Source organism: Actinacidiphila rubida, from assembly GCF_900110255.1.
Classification (GTDB): Bacteria; Actinomycetota; Actinomycetes; order Streptomycetales; family Streptomycetaceae; genus Actinacidiphila; species Actinacidiphila rubida.
On record NZ_FODD01000011.1, the window covers coordinates 126478 to 149408 of the forward strand.

Annotated in this window: 17 protein-coding genes; 3 read left to right on the forward strand and 14 right to left on the reverse strand. The window is 74.1% G+C overall.

The annotated features are described in order from the left end of the window. Positions 1 to 5: 5 nt before the first annotated feature. The 5 genes from BMW99_RS13370 to BMW99_RS13390 all read right to left on the reverse strand — a co-directional run bounded on the left by BMW99_RS13370 (position 6) and on the right by BMW99_RS13390 (position 6665). Positions 6 to 767: a polyprenol monophosphomannose synthase gene (locus tag BMW99_RS13370; protein WP_069465787.1), complete on the reverse strand. Its 762-nt coding sequence runs from the start codon at positions 765 to 767 to the stop codon at positions 6 to 8. 5 nt (positions 768 to 772) lie between these two features. Beyond that, positions 773 to 2467, reverse strand: a complete 1695-nt coding sequence (gene lnt, locus BMW99_RS13375; RefSeq protein WP_079138784.1) for an apolipoprotein N-acyltransferase — start codon at positions 2465 to 2467, stop codon at positions 773 to 775. A gap of 747 nt (positions 2468 to 3214) precedes the next feature. Beyond that, complete coding sequence (locus BMW99_RS13380) at positions 3215 to 4876, reverse strand: amidohydrolase (protein WP_075016854.1); 1662 nt, start codon at positions 4874 to 4876, stop codon at positions 3215 to 3217. A 28-nt stretch (positions 4877 to 4904) separates the two neighbouring features. Then, positions 4905 to 5345: an Lrp/AsnC family transcriptional regulator gene (locus BMW99_RS13385; RefSeq protein ID WP_075016855.1), complete on the reverse strand. Its 441-nt coding sequence runs from the start codon at positions 5343 to 5345 to the stop codon at positions 4905 to 4907. A gap of 60 nt (positions 5346 to 5405) precedes the next feature. Further along, positions 5406 to 6665: an FAD-binding protein gene (locus BMW99_RS13390; RefSeq protein ID WP_075016856.1), complete on the reverse strand. Its 1260-nt coding sequence runs from the start codon at positions 6663 to 6665 to the stop codon at positions 5406 to 5408. Between the two features lie 296 nt (positions 6666 to 6961). On the opposite strand from BMW99_RS13390, the gene BMW99_RS13395 reads away from it, so the two are divergent. Further along, positions 6962 to 7447: a hypothetical protein gene (locus BMW99_RS13395; protein WP_069466998.1), complete on the forward strand. Its 486-nt coding sequence runs from the start codon at positions 6962 to 6964 to the stop codon at positions 7445 to 7447. A gap of 170 nt (positions 7448 to 7617) precedes the next feature. Here the strand turns inward: BMW99_RS13395 and BMW99_RS13400 are convergent, their stop codons facing one another. The 6 genes from BMW99_RS13400 to BMW99_RS13425 form a co-directional block, all read right to left on the reverse strand. After that, complete coding sequence (locus tag BMW99_RS13400) at positions 7618 to 8784, reverse strand: acyl-CoA dehydrogenase family protein (RefSeq protein WP_069467000.1); 1167 nt, start codon at positions 8782 to 8784, stop codon at positions 7618 to 7620. 371 nt (positions 8785 to 9155) lie between these two features. Next, positions 9156 to 11333: a putative bifunctional diguanylate cyclase/phosphodiesterase gene (locus tag BMW99_RS13405; RefSeq protein ID WP_075016857.1), complete on the reverse strand. Its 2178-nt coding sequence runs from the start codon at positions 11331 to 11333 to the stop codon at positions 9156 to 9158. Beyond that, positions 11330 to 12142, reverse strand: a complete 813-nt coding sequence (locus BMW99_RS13410; RefSeq protein ID WP_069467305.1) for an SAM-dependent methyltransferase — start codon at positions 12140 to 12142, stop codon at positions 11330 to 11332. The genes BMW99_RS13405 and BMW99_RS13410 overlap by 4 nt, the downstream gene beginning before the upstream one ends. Positions 12143 to 12472: 330 nt before the next feature. Next, positions 12473 to 13714, reverse strand: coding sequence for a carbohydrate-binding protein (locus BMW99_RS13415; protein ID WP_245791426.1), 1242 nt, complete (start codon positions 13712 to 13714; stop codon positions 12473 to 12475). 198 nt (positions 13715 to 13912) lie between these two features. After that, positions 13913 to 15322, reverse strand: coding sequence for a peptidase C39 family protein (locus tag BMW99_RS13420; RefSeq protein ID WP_069467304.1), 1410 nt, complete (start codon positions 15320 to 15322; stop codon positions 13913 to 13915). 149 nt (positions 15323 to 15471) lie between these two features. Then, complete coding sequence (locus BMW99_RS13425) at positions 15472 to 16575, reverse strand: M24 family metallopeptidase (protein WP_075016879.1); 1104 nt, start codon at positions 16573 to 16575, stop codon at positions 15472 to 15474. Positions 16576 to 16739: 164 nt separating this feature from the next. Here BMW99_RS13425 and BMW99_RS13430 point away from each other — a divergent pair, with 164 nt between their 5' ends. Continuing rightward, complete coding sequence (locus tag BMW99_RS13430; protein WP_075016858.1) at positions 16740 to 17372, forward strand: uridine kinase family protein; 633 nt, start codon at positions 16740 to 16742, stop codon at positions 17370 to 17372. A gap of 459 nt (positions 17373 to 17831) precedes the next feature. Next, a complete protein-coding gene (locus BMW99_RS13435; protein WP_069466785.1) occupies positions 17832 to 19730 on the forward strand; it encodes an AAA family ATPase in 1899 nt (632 codons plus the stop codon). Between the two features lie 49 nt (positions 19731 to 19779). Here BMW99_RS13435 and BMW99_RS13440 read toward each other — a convergent pair whose 3' ends face one another. The 3 genes from BMW99_RS13440 to BMW99_RS13450 all read right to left on the reverse strand — a co-directional run bounded on the left by BMW99_RS13440 (position 19780) and on the right by BMW99_RS13450 (position 22908). Beyond that, positions 19780 to 20883, reverse strand: coding sequence for a hemolysin family protein (locus tag BMW99_RS13440; RefSeq protein ID WP_075016859.1), 1104 nt, complete (start codon positions 20881 to 20883; stop codon positions 19780 to 19782). Next, positions 20880 to 22214 (reverse strand): hemolysin family protein, encoded by a 1335-nt coding sequence (locus tag BMW99_RS13445; protein WP_069466265.1) that lies wholly within the window; start codon positions 22212 to 22214, stop codon positions 20880 to 20882. Before BMW99_RS13445 ends, BMW99_RS13440 begins: the two co-directional genes overlap by 4 nt. Before the next feature lie 235 nt (positions 22215 to 22449). Then, entirely contained in the window at positions 22450 to 22908 is a 459-nt protein-coding gene (locus BMW99_RS13450) for a PH domain-containing protein (RefSeq protein WP_069466269.1), read from the reverse strand. Positions 22909 to 22931: the final 23 nt, after the last annotated feature.

Here is a 22931-nt window from a genome sequence, read left to right on the forward strand (position 1 = left end):
CCCGGCTACGGCTTGCGGCCGACGATCTTGGACGCCCGCGAGCTGACGCCCCAGGCAGTGACCCGCCACAGCGCCTCGGCGACGATGTTGCGGCTCATCTTGCTGTCGCCGCGCTCGCGCTCCACGAAGGTGATCGGTACCTCCACCACGTGGAAGCCGGCCTTCACCGCGCGCCAGGCCAGGTCGACCTGGAAGCAGTAGCCGGCCGACGCGACCTCGGACATGCCCAGGCCCTCCAGCGTCTCCTTGCGGAACGCCCGGTAGCCGCCGGTCACGTCATGGATCGGCACGTCCAGCAGCAGCCGCGAGTAGGTGCTGCCGCCGCGGGACAGGTACTCGCGGGACTTCGGCCAGTTCACCACCCGGCCGCCGGGGATCCAGCGGGAGCCGAGCACCAGGTCGGCGCTCTTGAGCGCGGTGAGCAGCCGGGGCAGCTCCTCGGGCTGGTGGGAGCCGTCGGCGTCCATCTCGACCAGGACGCCGTAGCCCTCGTCGATGCCCCAGCGGAAGCCGGCCAGATAGGCGGCGCCCAGGCCCTCCTTGCCCTTGCGGTGCAGCACGTGGACCTGGGAGTCCTCGGCGGCCAGCTCGTCGGCCAGCTTGCCGGTCCCGTCAGGGCTGTTGTCGTCGGCGACGAGCACGTGGGCGTCCGGCACCGCGGCGCGGACCCGCTGCACGATCGGCTTGACGTTCTCGGCCTCGTTGTAGGTCGGGATGATGACCAAAACCCTGCCGAGCGGGCCGAAGGTGCGCTGCTCGTCGTTCACTGCGGTCACTGCGGTTGCTGCCCTTTCGCCTTGCGTGTGCGGTCGCGCCTGCCGATGGCGACTGCGGCCGCGCAGGACAGGAGCCCCACCATAGCGAGAACCCACTCGGGTACCGCGCCGACGCGGTCGGCGACGGTCTTCTCGTCACGCAGAGGGAGGTCCGCGGTGAGCACCTGGCGGGTGAACTCCTTGCTGCGCTGCTCGATCCTGCCGTCGGGCGCGACGACCGCGCTGATGCCGCTGGTGGCCGCGGTGACGACGGCCCGGCCGTGCTCGACCGCCCGCAGCCTGGACATCGCGAGCTGCTGCTCGGGCTGCCCGGTGCGGCCGTAGGTGGCGTTGTTGGTCTGCACGACGATGGCGCGGGCGCCGGCGTTCACGGTGTCGCGGACGATGCCGTCGTAGGCGACCTCGAAGCAGATCACGTCGCCCAGCCGGGCCGGGCCGATCCGCATCACGCCGGTGCCCTTGCCGGGGTAGAAGTCGCGCGGGATCTCGTTGAGCTGGCTGACGACCTTGGTGAGCTCCTTGCGGAACGGCACGTACTCGCCGAACGGCACGGGGTGCTGCTTGGTGTAGTGCGCCCCGGGGCCGGTGACGGGGTCCCAGACGATGCCCTCGTTCTGGACGTGGTCCTTGTCCGGGCCGTCGACCAGGGCGCCGACGAGCACCGGCAAGCCGACCGCCTGCACCGCCTCGGTGATCCGGTCGTACGCGACCGGGTTGGAGAACGGGTCCAGGTCGGAGGAGTTCTCCGGCCACAGCACGATGTCCGGCTTCTGGACCCGGCCGGCCCTGATGTCGGCGGCCAGTTGCAGGGTCGCCTGCACGTGGTTGTCGAGGATCTGCATCGGCCGGCCGAGGAAGTGCATGCCCGGCTGCTGCACGTTGCCCTGCACGATCGCGATGCGGACGTGGCCGTCGGCGTTCGTGTGCACGGGGACGAGCAGTCCGCCGCAGAACACGGCCGCGGACAGCACGAGGGCCGCCGTGCCCGGCAGCGCCCCTCTCAGGCTCCGGCGGGGCGCCCGCCACGTCCGGTACCCGGCGAGGGCCGCCGCGGCCAGCAGGGTGCCGCTGAGGGCCACGGCGAAGCTCACCAGCGGCGCTCCGCCGAGCGCGGCGAGCGGCGTGAAGGGCGAACCGGTGTTGGCGAACGCGAGCCGGCCCCACGAGAAGCCGCCGAACGGCAGCCGGTCGCGGACGAGTTCCTGCGCCACCCACAGGCAGGCGCACCACAGCGGCCACAGGCGCAGGCGCTGCGCGAGCACCATCAGGCCGGCCATCAGCACGAGGTAGCAGGCCTCGACGCCGGACAGCACGCCCACCGCGAGCCAGGTGACCGAGCGCAGCCACACCAGCAGCCACAGGAAGAAGGGGAACCCGAAGGCGAACCCGAGCCAGGCGCCCTGCCGGACCGTGCGGCCGCGCAGCACGAGCGCGAAGCCGGCGACGGCGACGACCGACAGCGGCCACACGCCGTACGGCGGGAAGGCGGCGGCCATCCCCAGGCCGAGCAGGGCGGCGACGGCACTGCTCGGCGCGGCCCGGCGGGCGGTCGCCGCGAGGCGGGCACGTCGCGTCGCCCGCTCGGGGACGGTGCCGCCGGGGGCGGCGCCGGCCTCGGCCGGGGGCGCCGGCGAGGCGGTGACCCCGGAGTCCGGGGGCGCCACGGGGGCGGTGTCGGGACGCAGGCGCACGGTCGCGGCCTTCCTGCAGGTGGAGAGGTGGTGAGGGTGACCGTACCCCGTGACGACACCCCCTTGAGTCGCGGGACGGCAAAGGTCCGGCGACGATCCCCACGCCGCCACCGGCGCTCCACGGCCACCCGGCCGTGACGCCCCGCACCCCCCGCCAGGCCACGCCGCGGCCACCCGGCCCACCACAACGGAACGGGCCCGGACGCCCTTCGGGCCGACCCGGGGTCCTCCCCCAGACTCCGTCCGGGGGCACCCCCAGCTGCGAACCGCACCCACACCACCCCGCCCACCACAACGGAACGGGCCCGGACGCCCTTCGGGCCGACCCGGGGTCCGCTGGCTGCGGGCCGCGCCGGGGTCGTTGTCTACTGGGCGTCCAGGCCCTTCCCGGGTCACACCTGCCGATCGGGCGGCGCTCCGGCTCCGTACCCTGGCGGGCGGAGTGGCCCCTTGGCGGGCCGCGTTCCGCGTCGTGGCCGCTGGACCTGGCTGCCAGTGGCGACGTGCCCGTCCGGCGCGACGCCCCATGGCCCAGCGGTGTTTCGACGCAACCGCGGAGATCCCCCGGTCCGACGTCCTGTGGTGGACTTGGCCGAACCTACTCGCCTCCGACCAGCCACTGTCAACACCCCTGTGACCTGCGGGCTTTCATCAAATCAGCAGGTCAGTGACGAGCGGGCGCCGGGAGCACGACACGCCGCCGTGACACCAGGCCGCACCGTTCGGCCGCATCGCCGCCGACGGCGTTCACCCGGTCGGCCGCGGGTGGATCTCCCGGCCTGCGACGACGGTGGTCAGAGCGGTCGGCAGCGGGTTGCCGGGGGTGAGATCCGGCAGGCCGGGAGTGCCGGAGCGCGGGTCGGTGGACCAGTTGGCGACCCGCTCGTCGGGGGCCTGGACGACGAGGTCGCCCGTACTCCAAACGGCGTAGTCCGCGGGGGCGCCGGGAACGAGCACGCCCGCGTCGTCGCGGCCGACGGCCCGCCACCCGCCGCGCGTGTGGGCGTTGAACGCGGCGCGGGCCGAGATCCGGTGCCCGGGCGTGCGGTGGAACGCGGCGGCGCGGACCGCGCCCCAGGGGTCGAGCGGCGTGACGGGGCTGTCGGAGCCGAGGACGAGGGGGACGCCGGCGCGGGTCATCGCCGCGAACGGGTTGAGCGCGGCGGCACGCTCGGCGCCCAGCCGCCGGGCGTACATGCCGTCCTCGCCGCCCCACGCGGCGTCGAACGCGGGCTGCACGGACGCGACGAGGCCGAACTCGGCGAACGCGGCGATGGTCTCCTCGGTCATCAGCTCCGCGTGTTCCACCCGGTGCCGCAGCGCCCGCACCCGGTCCAGGCCCGCGTGCGCGGCCGCGGCGCGCACGCCGTCCACGACCGTGCCGATCGCGGCGTCGCCGATCGCGTGGAAGCCGGCCTGCACGCCGGCCTCGGTGCACAGCGTGAGGTGGCGGGCGACGGTCTCGGCGTCGAGGTAGGCGACGCCGGTGTGGGCGGCATCGGCGTACGGCGCGTGCAGGCACGCGGTGTGCGAGCCGATGGAGCCGTCCACGAACAGGTCGCCGCCCGCACCGACCGCGCCCAGCTCGCGGATCCGGTCGAGGTCCGCGGCGCTCCGCGCCGCCTCCGCCCAGTAGCCGAAGACCCGCGGCAGGGGCTCCTCTGCGGACAGGGCGAGCAGGGCGGCGAGGTCGTCCTCGGAGGAGATGTCGGGGCCCGCGCACTCGTGGAGCGCGCCGATGCCCTGCGCGGCGGCGTGCGCGAGCGCCGCGCGCTGCGCGGCGGCCCGCTGCTGCGGGGTGACGGCGGCGAACGCGGCGCGGCGGACCGCGTGGTGCGCGTCGCGGGTCAGCGGCGCCTGCGCGTCGTAGCCGGCCTGGCCGGTGACACCGGGGACGAGGTCGAGGAGCGCGGTGCTGGCGGCCGCGGAGTGGACGTCGGCGCGGGTGAGATAGACGGCCCGGCCGCCCGCCGCCTCGTCGAGCTCGGCGCGGGTGGGCGGGCGCCGCTCGGGCCAGCGCGTCTCGTCCCAGCCGTGGCCGAGCAGGACCCGGTCGCCGGGGTGCGCGGCGGCGTGCTCGGCGGTGCGGGCCAGCGCCTCGGCCAGGGACGCGGTGCCGCTCAGGTCGAGGCCGGTGAGGGCCAGCCCGGTGGCGGTGGTGTGCACGTGCGCGTCGGTGAACGCCGGGGTGACCAGCGCGCCGTCGAGCTGGACGACGCGGTCGACGCCGTCGGCGAAGGAGTCCGCGGCCCCTTCCGAGCCGACCCAGGCGACCGTTCCGCCGTCGACGACCATCGCGGTGGCGAAGGGGTCGGCGGGGCTGTAGACGAAGCCGCCGCGCAGCAGGACGGTGCCGGGCGCGGGGTCGGGGGCCGCCGGGGGCTGGGGGTGCGGGGAGGTGCGGTGCATGGCCCCATCCTCTCGCCCGGCGGCGGCGTCACACGCGCGGGGGCCTGGACTCGTACGCGGTGGAGAGCACCACGGTGGTGCGGGTGGAGACGCCGGCCAGGCTGCGGATGCGGCCGAGCAGGTGCTCCAGCTCGATGGGGGTGGCGACGCGCACCTTGAGGATGTAGTTCTCGTCGCCGGCGACGCTGTGGCAGGCCTCGATCTCGGGGACCTCGGCGAGCCGGTCGGCGATGTCGTCGGGCGCGCTGGGGTCGAACGGCTTGACGGAGATGAACGCGGTGAGGGACAGCCCGACCGCCTCGGGGTCGATGATCGCCGCATAGCCGCGGATCACCCCGCGTTGCTCCAGGCGGCGCACGCGCTGGTGCACCGCCGAGGTGGACAGGCCGGTGGCCTTGCCCAGGTCGGTGTAGCTCATGCGCCCGTCAGCGACGAGCAGTTCCACGATGTGCCGGTCAAGCTCCTCCACAGCGGCGACCTTACCGGCACCGGAGGACGTCGCGTCATGGGGACGGCGGCCGGATGACGGTCAGGCGTCCAGCAGCCGGTTCAGGAAGGCGTTGCGGAAGGTGCCCGCGGGGTCGGTCTCGGCGGCCAGCGCCGCGAACGCGGCCATCCTCGGGTAGGCGGCGCGCACCTGCCCGGCGGGCACGGTGGACAGCTTCCCCCAGTGCGGGCGGGGCTCCAGCGGGGCCAGGGCGGACTCGATGCGGCCCAGCACCGGCAGCACGGCCGCGGGGTCCTTGATCCAGGTGAAGTGGAGGGCGACGGTGTCCCGGCCGTACGCGGGGCTCAGCCACAGCCGGTCCGCGGCGACCGTGCGGACCTCGCAGATCTGCAGGACGGGGGCGATCACGGGCGCGAGGACGGCCAGCGCGTCCAGGGCGGCCGTGGCGTGCGCGCGCGGCAGCAGGTACTCCGACTGCAGTTCCTCGCCGCTGCTGGGCACGAACTCGGGGCGGAAGTGCGGCAGCCGCTCGTGCCAGGGGCCGGGCGTGCCGTCCTGCGGGGTGCAGTACGCGGGATCCATGCCGGGGACGGGGTGCACGGGGCCCTCGGCGGGCACCGCCCACGGCAGATCGGCGCCGGGGTCGTGGGCGTGGCCGTCGTCCTGGGCGAGTTGCTTGAGCCACACCTGGGTGAAGCGCGGCGCCTTCCAGTCGGTGAACAGGCTGACGCTGTACGCGGCGCCGGTGATCGCGTCGAAGTGGGCGGTGGCGTCCGCGAGTCGGAGGCCGGTCAGGACGCGCTGGCGGACCTCGTAGGCGGGCACGGTGTCCAGGGTGAGGTGGGTGACGACGCCGAGCGCGCCGAGCGAGACGACGGTGCCGTCGAACCGGTCGCCGTCCGTGTCCCGGCTGAACGCGGCCGTCTCGCCGCCGGCGGTGACCAGGTCCAGGGCGCGGACCGAGGTGGCCAGGCCGCCGTTCCCGTCGCCCGAGCCGTGGGTGCCGGTGGCCACCGAGCCGGCCACCGAGATGTGCGGCAGCGAGGCAGTGTTGGGCAGCGCGCGGCCGTGCGCGTGCAGCTCCGCGGCGAGTTCCGCGTACCGCACACCGGCCGCCACGCGCACCGTGCCGGCCGCGCTGTCGAGGTCGATCCCGGCGGGCAGGCCGCGCACGTCGACGAGGTCGCCGTCGGTGTCGGCGACGTCGTTGAAGGAGTGGCCGCTGCCGAGTGCCTTGACGCGGTCGGCGCCCGCGACGATGCGGCGCAGCTCCTCGAGGGTGGCCGGGCGGTGCACCCGGCGCGCGGAGAAAGTGAGGTTGCCCGCCCAGTTGGTTCGCATCGTCCGCCGTCTCCACCAGTCGGCGAACCCGCCCTGGCCTCGCCCGATGGCACCTTACAAGGCGTCACGGCAAGGCGGCGCGCGCAGGGCCGGGGAGCATTCGGCGGTGCGTGGGCGCATGGCGGGGGCGCACGTTCCGGTCACGACGGGGAGTGTGACGAAGGCCACACTCCGCGCACGGGGAGGGCTCCCGGTGGCGTGATTACCCGCGTAGCGCGGCGGGAAGTGCTCGCTATGGCCGAGAGCGCGCAGCCCGGCCGGCCCGAACACGGGCCTCACCCAAGGGGGAACGCAGCATGCGTAATCAGGTGCGCGGCAACCGCGGCGAACGTTCGGACTCCCCGTCCGGCGCCACCCGTGAGGCCGGACTCCCGCTCTTCGCCCCGGCCGCCGTCGAGCTCGACACCGCGGACCGCGACGACGTGCTCGCCGAGGACCTCTTCGAGGACGAACTCCTCGACGTGGCACGGCTGTTCTGCCCGGACTGCAGCCAGCCGATCGCGGTCCTGGACGACGAGGACCGGCTGCCGGAGCACGCGGTGTGCCCCACGCCGTGGAACCCGTTCGGCCTGACGGTGTGCGGCGGCTCCGGCCGCCCGGTGGCCGAGGGCCTGCCACTGGACGAGGGCCGGCCGCTGGACGGCGCGGCCGGCGACGCGCCCGAGTTCGCCGTGCTGCTCGCGCTGCCGGCCGGACTGGACTGGCGCACCCAGCCGTTCTCGCACGTCGGCGGCCCGGGCTCGCGCCCGGTGCGGCTGGTCGTGCCCGCCCTCGCGGCCTGAGCCGCCGCCGGCCCCGCGCGCCGCGCCCGCACCTCCACCGTGCGGGCGCGCCCGCCGTGCACGGCTCCGGGCGCGGCTCCGCGGTGACGCACCTGACGGCCTGGGGCCCTGGGGCCCTGGGGCGTGGTCCCCAGGGCCGCGTCCGAGGGGTCACCGCCCCGGAGGACCGCTCAGGCGCGGGACTCCGGGCCGGCGAGGTGCCGGGCCACCACCATCCGCTGGATCTGGTTGGTGCCCTCGACGATCTGCAGCACCTTGGCCTCGCGCATGTACCGCTCGACCGGGAAGTCCGCGGTGTAGCCGTACCCGCCCAGCAGCTGGACCGCGTCGGTGGTGACCTGCATCGCCGCGTCGGTGCAGAACAGCTTGGCCATCGCCGCCTGGGGGGAGAACGGCTCGCCCGCGTCCCGCATCCGCGCGGCGGACAGGTACAGGGCGCGGCCGGCCTCGATCTTCGTCGCCATGTCGGCGATCATGAAGCGCAGGCCCTGGAAGTCGGCGATCGGGCGGTCGAACTGCCGTCGCTCCCCCATGTACGTCAGCGCCGCGTCCAGGGCGGCCTGCGCGACGCCGACGGCGCACGCGGCGATGCCGAGGCGGCCGGAGTCCAGGGCGGCCAGCGCTATGGCGAAGCCCTGCCCCTCCTCGCCGACCCTCCGGGAGTCCGGCACGCGCACCCCGTCGAAGTGCACCTGGGCGGTGGGCGAGCCCTTCATGCCCATCTTCTTCTCGGGCGCGCCCGCCGACAGCCCCGGCGCGTCGCCCGGGACGAGGTACGCGGAGATGCCGTGCGCGCCCTCGCCGCCGCTGCGGGCCAGCACCGTGTAGAAGTCCGCCACGCCGCCGTGGGTGATCCACGCCTTGGTGCCGTCGATGGTCCAGTGCTCGCCGTCCCGCACGGCCTTGGTGCGCAGGCTGGCCGCGTCGGACCCCGAGGTGGGCTCGGACAGGCAGTAGGCGCCCAGCAGGCCGCCGCCGAGCATGTCGGGGAGGTGGTCGGCGCGCTGCTGCTTGCTGCCGAAGGAGGCGAGCGCGTGGCAGGCCAGCGTGTGGACGCTGACGCCCAGGCCCACGGTCAGGCGGGCCGCCGCGAGCTCCTCCAGGACCTGGAGGTACACCTCGTAGGGCTGACCGCCGCCGCCGTGCTCCTCCGCGTACGGCAGTCCCAGCAGGCCCGCCTCGCCGATCAGCGCGAAGGTCTCGCGGGGAAAGCGGCCGGCGTCCTCCTCGGCCGCCGCCCGGGGGGCGATCTCGCGCTGCGCGATGTCCCGGGCGAGCGCGAGCAGGTCGCGGGCTTCTTCGGTGGGCAGGTGGCGGTGCGGCGCGGGGTGCGGCATGGTGGCGCATCCTCCCTTTTCGGGCGCGACGGCGGCGGCCGCCGTGGGTGGGGCGGAGCCGTCCGGTGAGGGATCAGTACCCGGACCCATGATCGCGCGCCGGGTTGCGGCGCGCCGTGATCAACAGGTCCGGCGGTTGGAGTATGCCCGATTGGCGCCGCCTCGTCACCAGTGCGAAGCGGCCGCGCCAGGGCGGTTTCGGGGGCCCGGCGGCCGGGCGCGGGACGGGGGGGCCGACGGCCGGGGGCCGGACACGCCGAACGGGGGGCTTACGGGGGCGTACGAGGGCGTACGGGGGCCTCCCGGGCGCGCCTGAGCGGCCGTACCGGAGCCGTACTCCTCGGCCCCGCCCGGCGGGCTCGGGCCCGCGGTCAGCCCGCGTCGGCCAGGCTGAGCCGGTGCAGCGCCTCGGGCGGACCGGGCCGGGCGTAGTACCAGCCCTGGCCGTGGTCGCAGCCGAGCGCCCGCAGGTGCTCGGCCTGGGCCCGGGTCTCGACGCCCTCCACGGTGACCGTCAGGTCGAGGCTGTGCGCGAGCGACACGATGCCCTCGACGATCTTGAGGTCCACCGGGTCGGCGGGGTGCCGCCGCATGCCGCGCGTGAAGGCGCGGTCCAGCTTGAGCACGCTGACCGGCAGCCAGCGCAGCGAGGACAGGTTCGAGTAGCCGGTACCGAAGTCGTCCAGCGCGATGGCCACGCCGAGGTCGGCGATCCGCCGCAGCGGCTTGAGCGCGTCCTCGTCGGCGCCGATCAGCGCGCTCTCGGTGACCTCCAGGCACAGCGAGCCGGGCGGCAGGCCGGTCTCGTCGAGGACGCCCGCGACCTCGGCGACCAGGTCGCGGTGGTGCAGCTGGATCGGCGAGAGGTTGACGTTGACCCGCGGCGGGCGGCCGGCACCGGGGTGCTCGCTCTGCCACGTGCGGGCCTGCCGGGCCGCCTGCTCCAGCACCCAGCGCCCGAGCGGCACGATCTGGCCGGTGCTCTCGGCGAGCGGGATGAACTGGTCGGGGCCGAGCACCCCGTGCACCGGGTGGCCCCAGCGCACCAGCGCCTCCGCGCCGAGCACCGCGCCGTTCTCCAGGCCGATCAGCGGCTGGTACTCGACGAAGAACTCGCCGCGCTCCAGCGCCTCGGGCAGCCGGTTGGTCAGGCCGTGCCGGGTGATGGCGCGGGCGTCCGCGTCGGGATCGGCGACCTCGTAGCGGTTGCCGCCCAGTTCCTTGGCCCGGTACATGGTGATGTCGGCGCTGCGCAGCACGTCCGCGGCGCCGCGGGAACCGACCGGCCCGTAGACGATGCCGATGCTGCCGTGGACCCGCAGGTCGCGGCCGTCCAGGGTGACCGGGCGGGCCAGCGCGTCGAGGATGCGGGTGGCGAGGTCGGTGACCGCGGTCAGGCCCGGCGGGTCGGTGTAGAGGGCGACGAACTCGTCGCCGCCGATCCTGGCGACCAGCTGGTCGGGGGAGGTGAGGCACTCCCGCAGCCGCTCGGCGACGTCGACCAGGAGCCGGTCGCCGACCGCGTGCCCGAGGCTGTCGTTGACCGTCTTGAATCCGTCGAGGTCCAGGTAGCACAGGCCGATGCGGGTGACGGTCCCGTCGGGGTCCAGTGCCTGGTCGAGGCGTTCGAAGAACAGGGCCCGGTTGGGCAGGCCGGTGAGCGCGTCGTGGGTGGCCTGGTGGCGCAACCGCTGCAGCAGGCCCCGGCGTTCGGTGATGTCCTCCAGCAACGCCAGCTGGTACTGGGGCGGTCCGGCGGCCTCGGCCAGCAGCGTCACCTGGAGGTTGGCCCACAGCACCGACCCGTCGGCCCGCATGTACGCCTTCTCGATGTGGTAGCCGTCACGCTCACCGCGCATCAACTCGCCGTTGAGGCCCCGGATCGCGGGGTCGTTCTCGGGGTGGACCCAGTCCCTGACGTTGCGCCGTCTGATGTGCGCCTCGCCGCCGAACATCCGGGCCGCGGCCTGGTTGATCTCGACGACGTTGCCGTCCATGTCGGCGATGCCGATGCCGACGGCGGCGCCCTCGAAGACCGCACGGAACTTCGCCTCGCTCGCCGCCAGGGCCCGTTCGGCCTCGGCCTGCGCGCCGAGCGCGGCACGGGAGAGGGACTCCTGCTCGGCCAGGGTGCGTTCGCGCAGCGCCTGGGAGAATCCGACGGCGACCGCGTGCTGCAGCCGGGAGCAGCGGATCCTGGCCTGGTCGGCCGGCAGGTCGTCGCCGGGCGAGCAGTAGAGCACCAGGTAGGCGTCGATGACGCCGAGGATGCTCGGCAGCGCCTCGGGGTCGGTGCAGTGCGCGTCGACCAGGGCCGCGCCCACCCCGACCGCGGGCCGCGGGTCGAAGCGTTCGGCGCGCAGCGCCTCGCGCAGGACCGCGGCCTGGGGTATCAGGTGCGCCTCGAACTCCCCGCGGGTCATGGAGGTCGCGGTGACCGAGTAGATGGCGCGGCACCAGATGGTCACGAACCGCCGGAGGTTGCTGTACGCGTCGTGATCCGGCCCGTGGTCCCCCCCGCCGTCGGCCGCGGCCGGCCCGGCGGTCACGCCTTCAGCCCCACACCGGCGAGACCGTGCAGGGCCGCGGTGTCGTCGTCCTCGGTGACCGGGCTGTCGGGCCGCCAGTGGGGCAGCGGGACGATCCCGGGTTCGACCAGGTCGAAACCGTCGAAGAACGGCTCCAGTTCGGCGGCGGTGCGCATCAGCAGCGGCGTGGTGGTGCGCTGGTACGCCTCCTGCACGCCGCGTTGCGCCTGCGGGGTGGGCCCGAGGAGGGTGGCGTGGGTGATGACCATGACGCTGCCGGGCGCCAGCGCGTCGCGCAGCGTGGCGATGATCTCGGCCGGCCGGTCCGCGTCCGGCAGGAAGTGCACCACCGCGACCAGCATCAGGGCGATCGGCTGGTCGAGGTCCAGCAGCCGCCGGGTCTCGGGGTGTTCGAGGATCGACCGCGGGTCGCGCAGATCGGCGGCCGCGATGGCGGCGTCGGGGTTGTCGGCCAGCACGGCCTTGCTGTGCGCGACGGCGACGGGGTCGTTGTCGACGTACATCACGCGCGCGCCGGGCGCGGCGGCCTGGGCCACCTCGTGCACGTTGCCGAACGTCGGTATGCCGGAGCCGATGTCGAGGAACTGGCGGATACCCCGGTCCACCGCGAACTGCACCGCGCGCCGCATGACGGCGCGGTTGGCCTGGCCGATCTTCGGGATGCCGGGGAACGCCTTGAGGGCCACCCGGGCCGCTTCCCGGTCCACCTCGAAGTTGTGGGAGCCGCCGAGGAAGTAGTCGTACACGCGCGAGACGCTGGGGACGGTCAGGTCGATGCCCTGAGGGGCCCAGGATGGACGGTCGGTCACGGTTGGTGTCTCCAGCTCGTGGGGCTCAACGTACGCGTCGTCGGCGGGTGTTCGCCGTATGCTCCGGTGGCGGCCGGGTTTGCGGGTGCTCAGCACGAGGCTACTGATCACCTGTTCGGAGTGAAACACAGAACCTTGAGATGCCAGGCCCGGTTTGACCGACTCGCACCTCATGTACACATGCGAAAACGCGCACCTGCGAGGACACGCAAGGCGGTACGGCGCCTGGCGGCGCCACCGCTCCCGGGTCCGCCCTAAGGTACCGCCGGCTCCGGACGCGCTGACGCCCCGCGGTCCGACCGCGGGGCGTCAGTACCGGTCAGCAGCGTGTCAGCAGGCGCCTTCGTCCTGCCAGACGCCCCACTCGCCGGTGGTGCCGGGCTCCTCGTTGGTGGTCCACCACTTGGCCTTCCACTTGTGGCCGTTGTGCTGGACCTCGTTGCCGCCGACGTACACCGCGGACGCCGTCCAGGCGGTCACGCCGGCGCAGCCGCCGCCGGGCGGCGTGGTCGGCGGCGTGGTGGGCGGCGTGGTCACCGGGGGCGTTGCACCCGCGAATTTCACCGAGTACTTCGCGAAGTCCCAGTCAGCCTGCGGGACGCTGCTGCACGTGCCGGACGTGGTGCCGTTGTTGTCCGGCGGCGAACACTGTCGGTCACGGTTGAGCGACCAGAACGTGAAGCGGCCCATACCGTGGCTCGTGGCGTAGTCGAGCACGGTCTGGAAGTCCGCCTGGTAGAAGTACTCGCCCGAGTCGCTGCGGCCGTTCATGCCGGAGAAGCCCTCGTGGGCGTAGGCGGTGGCGGCGTCCCAGCCGAAGGTGCTCTGCAGCAGCCCGTTGAACGCGGTGAGCGCACTGGTCTGGGAGGCGGCGCCGCTGAACCCGCCGTCGAAGGGCATGATGGAGAAGTTGTTCGGCGTGAAGCCCTGCGACTTGGCCTCGTTGAGCATCTGCTGCCCGAACCAGCCGGTGCCGGCCGCCGTTCCGGCCGTGGTCACCGAGACGTACAGGCCGGGGTTGTTCTGCTGGAGGATCTTGGCGGCGCCGATCTCGTGCGCGACCGCGGCGGTGTTCTCGTACTCCGGCTCCTCCAGGTCGAAGTCGATCGCCTTGAGGCCGTACTTGGTGATGACCTGCTGGTAGGCGGCGGCCGTCGACGCGGCGTCGGAGCAGGCCTGGCCCAGCTTGGTGCCGTTGTACCCGCCGATGGACACCGAGACGTCGCCGCCCTTGGCGCGGATGGCCGAGATCACGTCGGCCACCGCGGTGTCGGACGACACCGCGGCCGTGCCGTCCCATGTCGGGCTGCAGCCGCCGCCGTTGGGGGCGAGGATGAACGCGAGCTGGAACGCCTTGAGGCCGCTGGCGTCCATGATGGCGGTCGCGCTCGGCGGGTTGTTGTCGAGCGGCATGAGGTACGGCGCCGCGGCGTACCACTGGCTGCTGAGCGCGCTGGCCGAGGCGGTGGCGCCGTCGGCCTGGCCGGCGCCCAGGACGGCGGCCGCGCCGAGTCCGGCGAAGGCGAGGGCCGCTGCGGCCACGCCCGAGCCGAAGGCTTTGAGTCGGTTCACGTCGGACCTCCTGTGGGGGGAACGTGGCAGCAGAATCCTGCCCTGACGCGAACCCGTCAATGGTTTGGTCCAGACCTTTAGACCAATGCACCAAGTGGTCTGAACCACTTGCCCGTTTGCGTGCGGATTGCCGCCCCCGTGGGCAGCGCGAAGGGCCGCCCTCCCCCGAAGGGGAGAGCGGCCCCTGGTGGCGCCGGATCAGGCGATGCCGACGGAGGCCAGGGCGCGACGCTGGGCCGGGCTCGGCTTGGCCGGGAAGTAGAGGTAGCAGACACCACCGGTGCCGCTGCCCGTGCCGCCCGACGCGGTGATGCGCTTGGTGCGCAGCCAGATCGTCTCGAACTGGGACCGCTTGTAGATGTTGCGGACCGCGTCGTCGCTGGAACTGGCCGGGTCGTTGGCCACGACGTCACCCTCGGGCGTGAAGCCCGCGATGCACATCAGGTGGCCCGAGGTGCCGTACCCCGCGCCGTCCAGCTCGGAGGCCAGGAAGGACTGGGACGTTATCACCGGGATGCCGGCCTTGATCAGCACCTCGACGTCGTTGAGCGAGTGCAGCCGGGTGATGACGCCCTGCAGGTCGGTGTAGGTCGCCGCGTAGGCCGCGTTGAACGGCCAGTTGCCGCAGCCCTCGTACTGGTAGTCGTACGTGTAGCGGGCGCCCTGGTCGACCTGCGGGTCGGCGTAGGTGGGGTCGACCCACGCCACCTGCGCGGCGGTCGGGCCGCGACCCCAGTACTCGATGACCATGGTGGACGAGGTGGGGCTGCACCACGCCTCGCCGCCGTTGTCGTACTGGGGGTACTGGCCCTTGTGGATGTTCTGCGAGTAGCGCGGCACGGGCAGTTCGATCCCGGCGCCGACACCCGGCACCGACGCCGGAACGGTGAAGCGGTCGGGGATGTTCGAGGCCATCGCGCCCAGGCGCCACACCGTCGGGGACAGGGTGCTGCCGGGCTTGCGGAACATCGTCAGCCGCAGCCGGTACGAGGCGAGCAGCGGCCCCACCGTCGTGTCGTCGATGGAGAAGGTGTCGGTCCAGATGCTGCTCTTGTTGTCCGTCTGGTCGTCCACCGAGGTGCGGCGGATGTCGTCCGGCCCGTCACCGGCCGTCCAGCGCCCCATGATGTAGGCGGGAGTGGCCGTGCCGTCGGTGTACGTGCCGAGCAGTTCGACCTGGATCCAGGTGCCGGCCGGGGTGTCGGCGTTCCAGGACGAGATCAGCTCGCTGGCCGGGTGCGGGACGGTGTGCGCCGGCGAGGTCCATGACGCGGACTCCCACGTGGCGGTGGTGCCGGTGTGCGGGTCGGTGTAGTCGAACGTGCCGGTCGCGCGGGCGATGCGCAGCCCCGGCCGCTTCCCCGGCACCGGCGCCGTGCCCCGGTGCTCGCCGAACAGCCAGTCCGGGTACGACGTCCAGCCGTGGTAGTCGACCGGCGCGTCGTCCGGCACGGCGGCCGGGCGCCCGGCGGGAGCGGGCGCGGTGCGAGGAGCGGCGCCGCTCGCGGCGCTCGCGGTGGCGGCGCCGGCGGACTGCGCGGTCGCGGCGGCCGCCGCCGCCGCGAGCGCGGCGGTCAGTACGGCACGCCGGGGCGCGTTTCGGGTCATGGTTCCCCTCGGTTTCCCTCGACGTGAATCGGGAATTCCCCCGGCTGCGGAGGGCGTGCCGGGTGCGGACCACTATGGTCGTTCACCTCGTGCTCCACCAGTGTTTGCAGGTGGGCTCAACGACCAATATTGGTGTGGACCACTGGCGGTCACGCGGGGAGAACCACCAGGTCACGTCCCGTCAGGTTCAGCCGCTCGCCGCCGTCTTCGGTGCAGACCGCGATGTCCTCGATCCGGGCCCCGTACATGCCGGGCAGGTAGATCCCGGGCTCGACCGAGAACGCCATGCCGGCCTCCAGCGCGCGCCGGCTGCCGGCCACGATGTACGGCTCCTCGTGGGTCTCCAGGCCGATGCCGTGGCCGGTGCGGTGGATGAAGTGCTCGCCGTGGCCGGCCGCGGCGATGATGTCCCGCCCGACCGCGTCGAGTTCCTCCGCGGTGATGCCCGGCCGCACCGCGCCGGTCTGCGCGGTCTGCGCGCGCAGCAGCACGTCGTACATCTCCCGGAAGGCGGCCGGCGGCTCGCCGACGGTGTAGACGCGGGTGGAGTCCGAGCAGTAGCCCTCGGCGGTGGTGCCGCCGATGTCGACCACCACCGGGTCGCCGGCCCGGATCACCCGGTCGGACACCTCGTGGTGCGGGCTGGCGCCGTTCGGCCCGGAGCCGACGATGACGAAGTCGACGGTCGCGTGACCGGCGTCGATGATCGCGTCGGCGATGTCCTTGGCGACCTCGCGTTCGGTGCGGCCGGCCTTCAGCCACTCGCCCATCCGGCGGTGCACCCGGTCGATCGCCGCACCGGCCCGGCGCAGCGCCTCGATCTCCGCCGGGGTCTTGCGCATCCGCAGCACCGACAGCACGTCACCGGCCAGGCCCGCCTGCGCGGTGGGCAGCGCGGCCTGGAAGGCGAGCAGCTTCTCCGCCCACATGTGGTTGTCCACCGCGAACAGCCGGGTGTTGGCGGGCAGCCGCCGGGCGATCATCGCGTACGCGTCGTCGGTCTCGCCGAACCCGCTGATCCCGATGCCCAGCCGGCCGGCCGGCGAGGCCTGCGCCGCGGCCCTCTCCAGCTCGGGCACCACCAGGAAGGGGTCCCCCGCGGCCGGCACCACCAGGCACGTCAGCCGCTCCAGCGGCAGCGCCTGGTAGCCGGTCAGGTAGCGCAGGTCGGCGCCGGGCGCGATGAGCAGGGCGTCGAGACCGGCGTCCTGCGCGGCCCTGCGGGCGGCCTCCAGGCGCGTCGCGGGGAACAGCGAGGCGTCCGGGGTGCCGGCGACGCCCTGGGTGGGGGCGGAGCCGGCCGAGTCCTGGGTGGGTGCGGGGTCAGCCGCGTTCGCGTCGGTCACGGCTCCCACCGTAGACGCCGCCGCCGTGGTTGCGCCGCAGCGCCGCGGCACCGGCCCTAGGCTCGGGAGGCATGAACGATCTCACCCTGCCCCGGCTCGCCGCCCTGGTCCCCGGGCTCGCGCCGTCCTGCGGACCGGTCCGGCTGGTCGCGGTGGACGGGCACGCGGGCGCGGGCAAGACGACGCTGACCGCCCGCCTCGCGGAGCGGCTGGGCGGCGCGCCCGTCGTGCACACCGACGACCTGGCCACCCACGAGGAGCCGTTCGCCTGGACCGAGCGGCTGGCCGCGCAGGTGCTGGGCCCGCTGAGCCGGGGCGAGACGGCGCACCACGAGGTGTACGACTGGACCGCGCGGCGCTTCGCGGGTTCGCGCGAGGTGCCGCCGGCGCCCGTGGTGCTCCTGGAGGGCGTGGGCACCGGGCGCGCGGCGGTGCGCCCGCTGCTGGCGCTGCTGCTGTGGCTGGAGGTCGACCAGGACACCGCCCGGCGGCGCGGCCTGCTGCGCGACGGGCCGGAGCTCGCGCACTTCTGGACCGGCTGGACGCGGGAGGAGGACGCGCACTTCGCGGCGGACCCCTCCCGGCCGTTCGCCGATCTGCTGGTCCGTCAGACCGGCGACGGCCACGCCGGCCATGCCGGTTACACGGCCGATCCGGGCCCCGGCGCCCGGCGCGCGCCGGGGCCGTACGGTGACCGCCAGTAACGGTCCGGCGGCGGGGTGCGCCGGGGTGCGCCCCTCGCGCTTCGGTGCTCCAACACCGCTTGACCCGTCGGGTATCCAGCAATTACGTTTTCAACAAGCGGCCGCGAGCGGCCGTTTCGACAGACACGGAGCCCCCGGTTGTTCCCCCGTGACCGGGGGCTTCGTCCTGTCCGGCGACCTGAACGAGCGATCCGCGACTCCGGATGCTCACGCACCGTCACCCTCCGGCGTCCGTGTGTGCAGCGTGACGCCCTGCACCCGCCGGCCGGGCCGACAGCCCCCGTAGCACCCCTGCTTGCCGTCGCACCCTTCGACCCCGCAAGCTTCGCGGGTACGATGCGAAACGGATGCGGGCGGCGCCCTGGGGAGTGCCGCCGCCTGCTCAACTCCGGCCCGCAGACCTAGGGTTGGGAACCGAGGGTGTGTCGGCGCGGCGGGGGACGGATGGGTGGGGACTTGATGGGATTCGGCACCGACCGCCCGGGATCACCGGCCGATCTCGCCTGGCTGCGCGGTGTCGACGCGTACACCATGGGCGCCTACGCCCAGGCCGAGGAGGAGTTCAGGGCCGCGGTCCGGATGGACGCGGGCATGGCAGACGCCTGGCTGGGCCTGCACGCGCTGCGCGCCGACACCTCCACCGCGCTGCTCCAGATGTTCCGCCACCGCGACCGCTTCGGCGAGCAGCGCGCCGCCCACCGCCGCACCCTCAACTCCTGGTACTGGCTGGGCTGGTGGGTGCAGCCGGTGCTGGAGACCAGCCGGGACCTGCTGCTGGCGCACGCCTCGCACTGGCTGGACGGCCGCCATGTCGCCGAGCTGGACCAGGCGCTGGCCGGCTGCCCGCCGGTCGACACCGACCCGCAGGTCCGCTTCCTGCACGCCTGCCGCGCCTACCTGGTCAAGGACTGGGAGCACCTGGTGCGGCACACCGAACCGCTGCTCGGCGACCCGGTGCTGGGCATCGAGGCCGGGCTGTTCGGCGGCATGGCCCGGGTCCGGCTGGAGATGTGCGCGCAGGCCGAACCGCTGCTGGCAGCCGCCCTGATGCGGTGCCGCAGCGAGCAGCCGCAGCGCAAGGAGCTGCGCTACTGGCTCGCCCGCGCCTACGAGGGCACCGGCCGCTCGGCGGCGGCCGTGCCGCTGTACCGGGCGGTGCACCGCGTCGACCCCGCGTTCATGGACACCGCGGCGCGGCTGGCGGCGATCCACGAGACCGACGACGGCCTCGACGAGGGCGCCGGACTGGCCGCGGTCTCGCTGGCCGGCGCCGGCTCCGCGGTACCCGAGGGCGCCGCGGACCTGGACGGGCCGCTGCTCGCCGACGTGCCCGGAGCGGCCGTGCCGGGACCGGAGCTGGACGACGCGCTGCTGGCCGGCGGTCCCTACGACGACGGGCTGCGCGACCGCTCGGCGCCGCCGTACGACGCGGGCGTCCCCGAGGCGCCGCAGGTCCCGATGGGCGGCTCCGACCCGCTGCTGCTCTCCCAGGCACTGGCCGAACTCGACCGCATGGTCGGCCTCGAACCGGTCAAGCGGCAGGTCAAGGCACTGTCCGCGCAGTTGCGGATGGCCCGGCTGCGGGCCGGGCAGGGCCTTCCGGTGCAGCCGCCGAAACGCCACTTCGTCTTCTCCGGCCCCTCCGGCACCGGCAAGACCACGGTCGCCCGCATCCTCGGCCGCGTCTTCTACGCGCTCGGGCTGCTCGGCGGCGACCACCTGGTGGAGGCACAGCGCTCCGACCTGGTCGGCGAGTACCTGGGACAGACCGCGGTGAAGGCCAACGAGCTGATCGACTCGGCACTGGGCGGCGTGCTCTTCGTCGACGAGGCGTACGCGCTGTCCAACTCCGGCTACAGCAAGGGCGACGCGTACGGCGACGAGGCCCTCCAGGTGCTGCTGAAGCGGGCCGAGGACAACCGGGACCGGCTGGTGGTGATCCTCGCCGGCTACCCCGAGGGCATGGACCGGCTGCTCGGCGCGAACCCCGGGCTCAGCTCCCGCTTCACCACCCGCGTGGACTTCCCGAGCTACCGGCCGCTGGAACTGACCAGGATCGGCGAGGTGCTGGCCGCGGAGAACGGCGACCACTGGGACGAGGAGGCGCTGGAGGAGCTGCGGGCCATCAGCGGCCACGTCGTGGACCAGGGCTGGGTCGACGAGCTGGGCAACGGCCGGCTGCTGCGCACCCTGTACGAGAAGAGCTGCGCCTACCGCGACCTGCGCCTGTCGGAGTATCCGGTCGCGCCGTCCCGGGACGACCTCGCCACGCTGCGCCTGCCCGACCTGATGCAGGCGTACGGCGAGGTGCTGTCCGGGCGCGGCCCGGGGACTCCCCCGCCGGACCCGGCCGACTGAGCCTGATCGCGCGGCGGGCCGCGGCCGGACGGCCGCGGCCCGCCGCGCGTCAGCGCACCAGCTCGCTGGAGGTGGGGCCGGGCAGGACGGCCGCGGCCACCGCGGCGGTGGCCGCCGCCGTGTCGTGGGCTGGGTCCCTGACCTCGCCGACCAGCATCTCCAGCACGTCCTCCAGGGCGACGAGTCCGAGCACAGGGCCCGCCGGATCGGCGACCGCCGCCAGGTGGGAGGCGGCGCGGCGCATCGCCGTCAGCGCGTCGTCCAGCGGCAGGTCGGCGCGCAGCGTGGCGATCGGCCGCCACAGCCGCTGCGGCACCGGCTCGTCGCGCTGCTCGACGTCCAGCACGTCCTTGACGTGCAGGTAGCCGAGGTAGCCGGGGCCGTCCGCGGCGGGATCGGCCACCGGGAAGCGGGAGTAGCCGGTGCGCACCGTCAGCTCCTCGACCTCGCGCGGGGTCGCCGTCGGCGGGAGCGTCACCAGCTCGCCCGGGGTCAGCAGCACCTCCGTGACCGGACGGCTGCCCAGCTCCAGCGCGTCGGCGAGGCGTTCCTGCTCGTCGGGGTCGAGCAGGCCGGCCTGCCCGGCGTCCTCGATCAGGACGCTCAGCTCCTCGCTGGTGAAGACCGCGTCGACCTCGTCCTTGGGCTCGACCCGGAACGCCCGCAGGATCAGCCGCGCGCACGCGCCGAGCACCGCGATGACCGGGCGGAACACCCGGGCGAAGCCGACGAGTCCGGGGCTGAGCCGCAGCGCGGTCTTCTCCGGCGCGGCCATCGCCAGGTTCTTCGGCACCATCTCGCCGATCACCAGGTGCAGGAACACCACCAGGGCGAGCGCCAGCACGTACCCGATGGGGTGCACCAGATCGTCGGGCAGGTGCGCGGCGGAGAACACCGGCTCCACCAGGTGGGCGACGGTGGGTTCGGCGACCGCGCCGAGGGTCAGCGAGCAGATGGTGATGCCGAACTGCGCGGCCGCCATCATCTGCGGCAGGTGCTCCAGGCCGTACAGCACGGTCCGGGCGCTGCGCTGTTCGGCGGCGAGCGGTTCGATCTGGCTGCGGCGTACCGACACCAGCGCGAACTCGGCGCCGACGAAGAAGCCGTTGCCCAGCACCAGCAGGGCGGCGAACAGGAGTTGGAGTGCGCTCATCGCTGCTCGTCCCCCTGCTCGGACGCGGCGGCGGTGCGCACGACGCGCACCCGCTCGGCCCGGTGGTGCCCGACCTCCTCCACGCGCAGCAGCCAGCCGGGCAGCTCCGCGGTGTCGCCGGCCTCGGGGATGCGGGCGAGCAGGCCGGCGACCAGGCCGGCCACCGTCTCGTACGGTCCCTCGGGTGCGAACAGGCCGATCCGGGCCAGCGTGTCGAGCCGCAGGCCGCCGGCCGCGTCCCAGGCGGGGTGGCCGGACTCGTCCGGGGCCGGGGCGAGTTCCGGCAGGTCGGCGGCGTCGTGCTCGTCGCGGACCTCGCCGACCAGCTCCTCGACGATGTCCTCGAGGGTGACGACGCCCGCCGTGCCGCCGTACTCGTCGACGACGACGGCGATCGGCTGCTGGCTGCGCAGCAGCTCCAGCAGCTGCTGGCCGGGGAGTGTCTCGGGGACCAGCAGCGGGGCGACCGCTATGCGGCCCACAGGGGTGCGGCCGCGCTCCTCCGAGGTCACCGCGAGGGCGTCCTTGAGGTGCACCATGCCGGTGATGTCGTCCAGCCGCTCGTGGTAGACGGGGAACCGCGACAGGCCGGTGGCCCGGGTCAGGTTGAGCACGTCCGCGGCGGTCGCGGTGTCCTCCAGCGCGCTGACCCGCACCCGCGGCGTCATCACGTTCTCGGCGGTGAGATCGCCCAGCGACATGGTGCGCACGAACAGGTCTGCGGTGTCCTGCTCGATCACGCCCGCCAGGGCGGAGTGCCGGGCGAGGGACACCAGCTCGGTGGGCGTCCGGGCGGAGGCCAGCTCGTCGGCCGGCTCGACGCCGAGCATCCGCACCAGCCGGTTGGCGGCCCGGTTGAGCAGCTCGATGACCGGGCGGAAGGCCCGTGAGAAGCCGCGCTGCGGGCCGGCCACGATCCGGGCGACGGCCAGCGGCCGGGAGACCGCCCAGTTCTTCGGGACGAGTTCGCCGACGACCATCTGCACCGCGGAGGCGACCATCATGCCCAGCACGACGGCGACGCCCGGAGTGGCGCCGTCCGGCAGTCCGAGCGAGTCGAGCGGGCCGGTGAGCAGGTCGGCCAGGGCCGGCTCGGCGAGCATGCCGACCACCAGGGAGGTGATGGTGATGCCGAGCTGGGTGCCGGAGAGCTGGAAGGAGAGCTTCTGCAGGGCCGCCACCACACTGCGGGCGCGGCGGTCGCCTCCGGCGGCGGCGCGCTCCGCTGCCGGGCGCTCCACGGTCACCAGGCCGAACTCGGCGGCGACGAAGAAGCCGTTGGCGAGGATCAGGACGAGGGCCGCTGCGAGCAGCAGCACGGAGGTGCTCATGAGGCCGCCGCTCCCGCGTGTCTGGGGGGAGGGGCGGCGCTGGTACTACCGGACGGTGCGTCCATCGGGGTGTGAGTGTCACTCCTTGGCTGGTCGTGGGCCCCGCGGGTGGTGCGGGTGGACGGGTGCGGGGCGGGCGCGGCGAAGACCGCTCGCTCCAGAGTAGTCATTGCGGCCGGACCCGCGAAGGACGGCGGGCACCGGATCGGCCGGACGGGGCGAGCCGGCCCGGTGGTCAGCGCGGCCCGGCGTTCTCCGCACCTCGGGCCTCGCCGAGTTCCCGCACCAGGTCGCGCAGCCGGCGGGCGTCCCGCAGGGCCTGCTGCCTGGCGATTCCCGGCTGGATGCCCATCACGGCGAGGGTCGTGCCGTCCGCCAGGTCCAGGTGGACCCAGGCGTCGCCGGGCCGCAGGTTCACCCCGACGACCTCGGGCCAGGCGAGGCGGCGTTTGACGGTGAGGTTGATCACGGTCAGGCCGTCCGCGTCGGCCACGGCCTTGGGCCGGCTGAGCAGCACCAGCACCGAGCAGAAGAGCAGTCCGGTGACCACGACGGTGATCCGGTCGCCGGTGGTCCACGGCGAGGCCCCGTCGTGGGGCATCAGCACCGCGACGGTGGTCAGCACGGCGACCAGCGCCAGCCCGAGGGTCAGCAGCAGGATCCGGGTGACCACCGGACGGAAGGTCAGCGGCAGTCGGTCCGCCGCGCGGCCGCCGG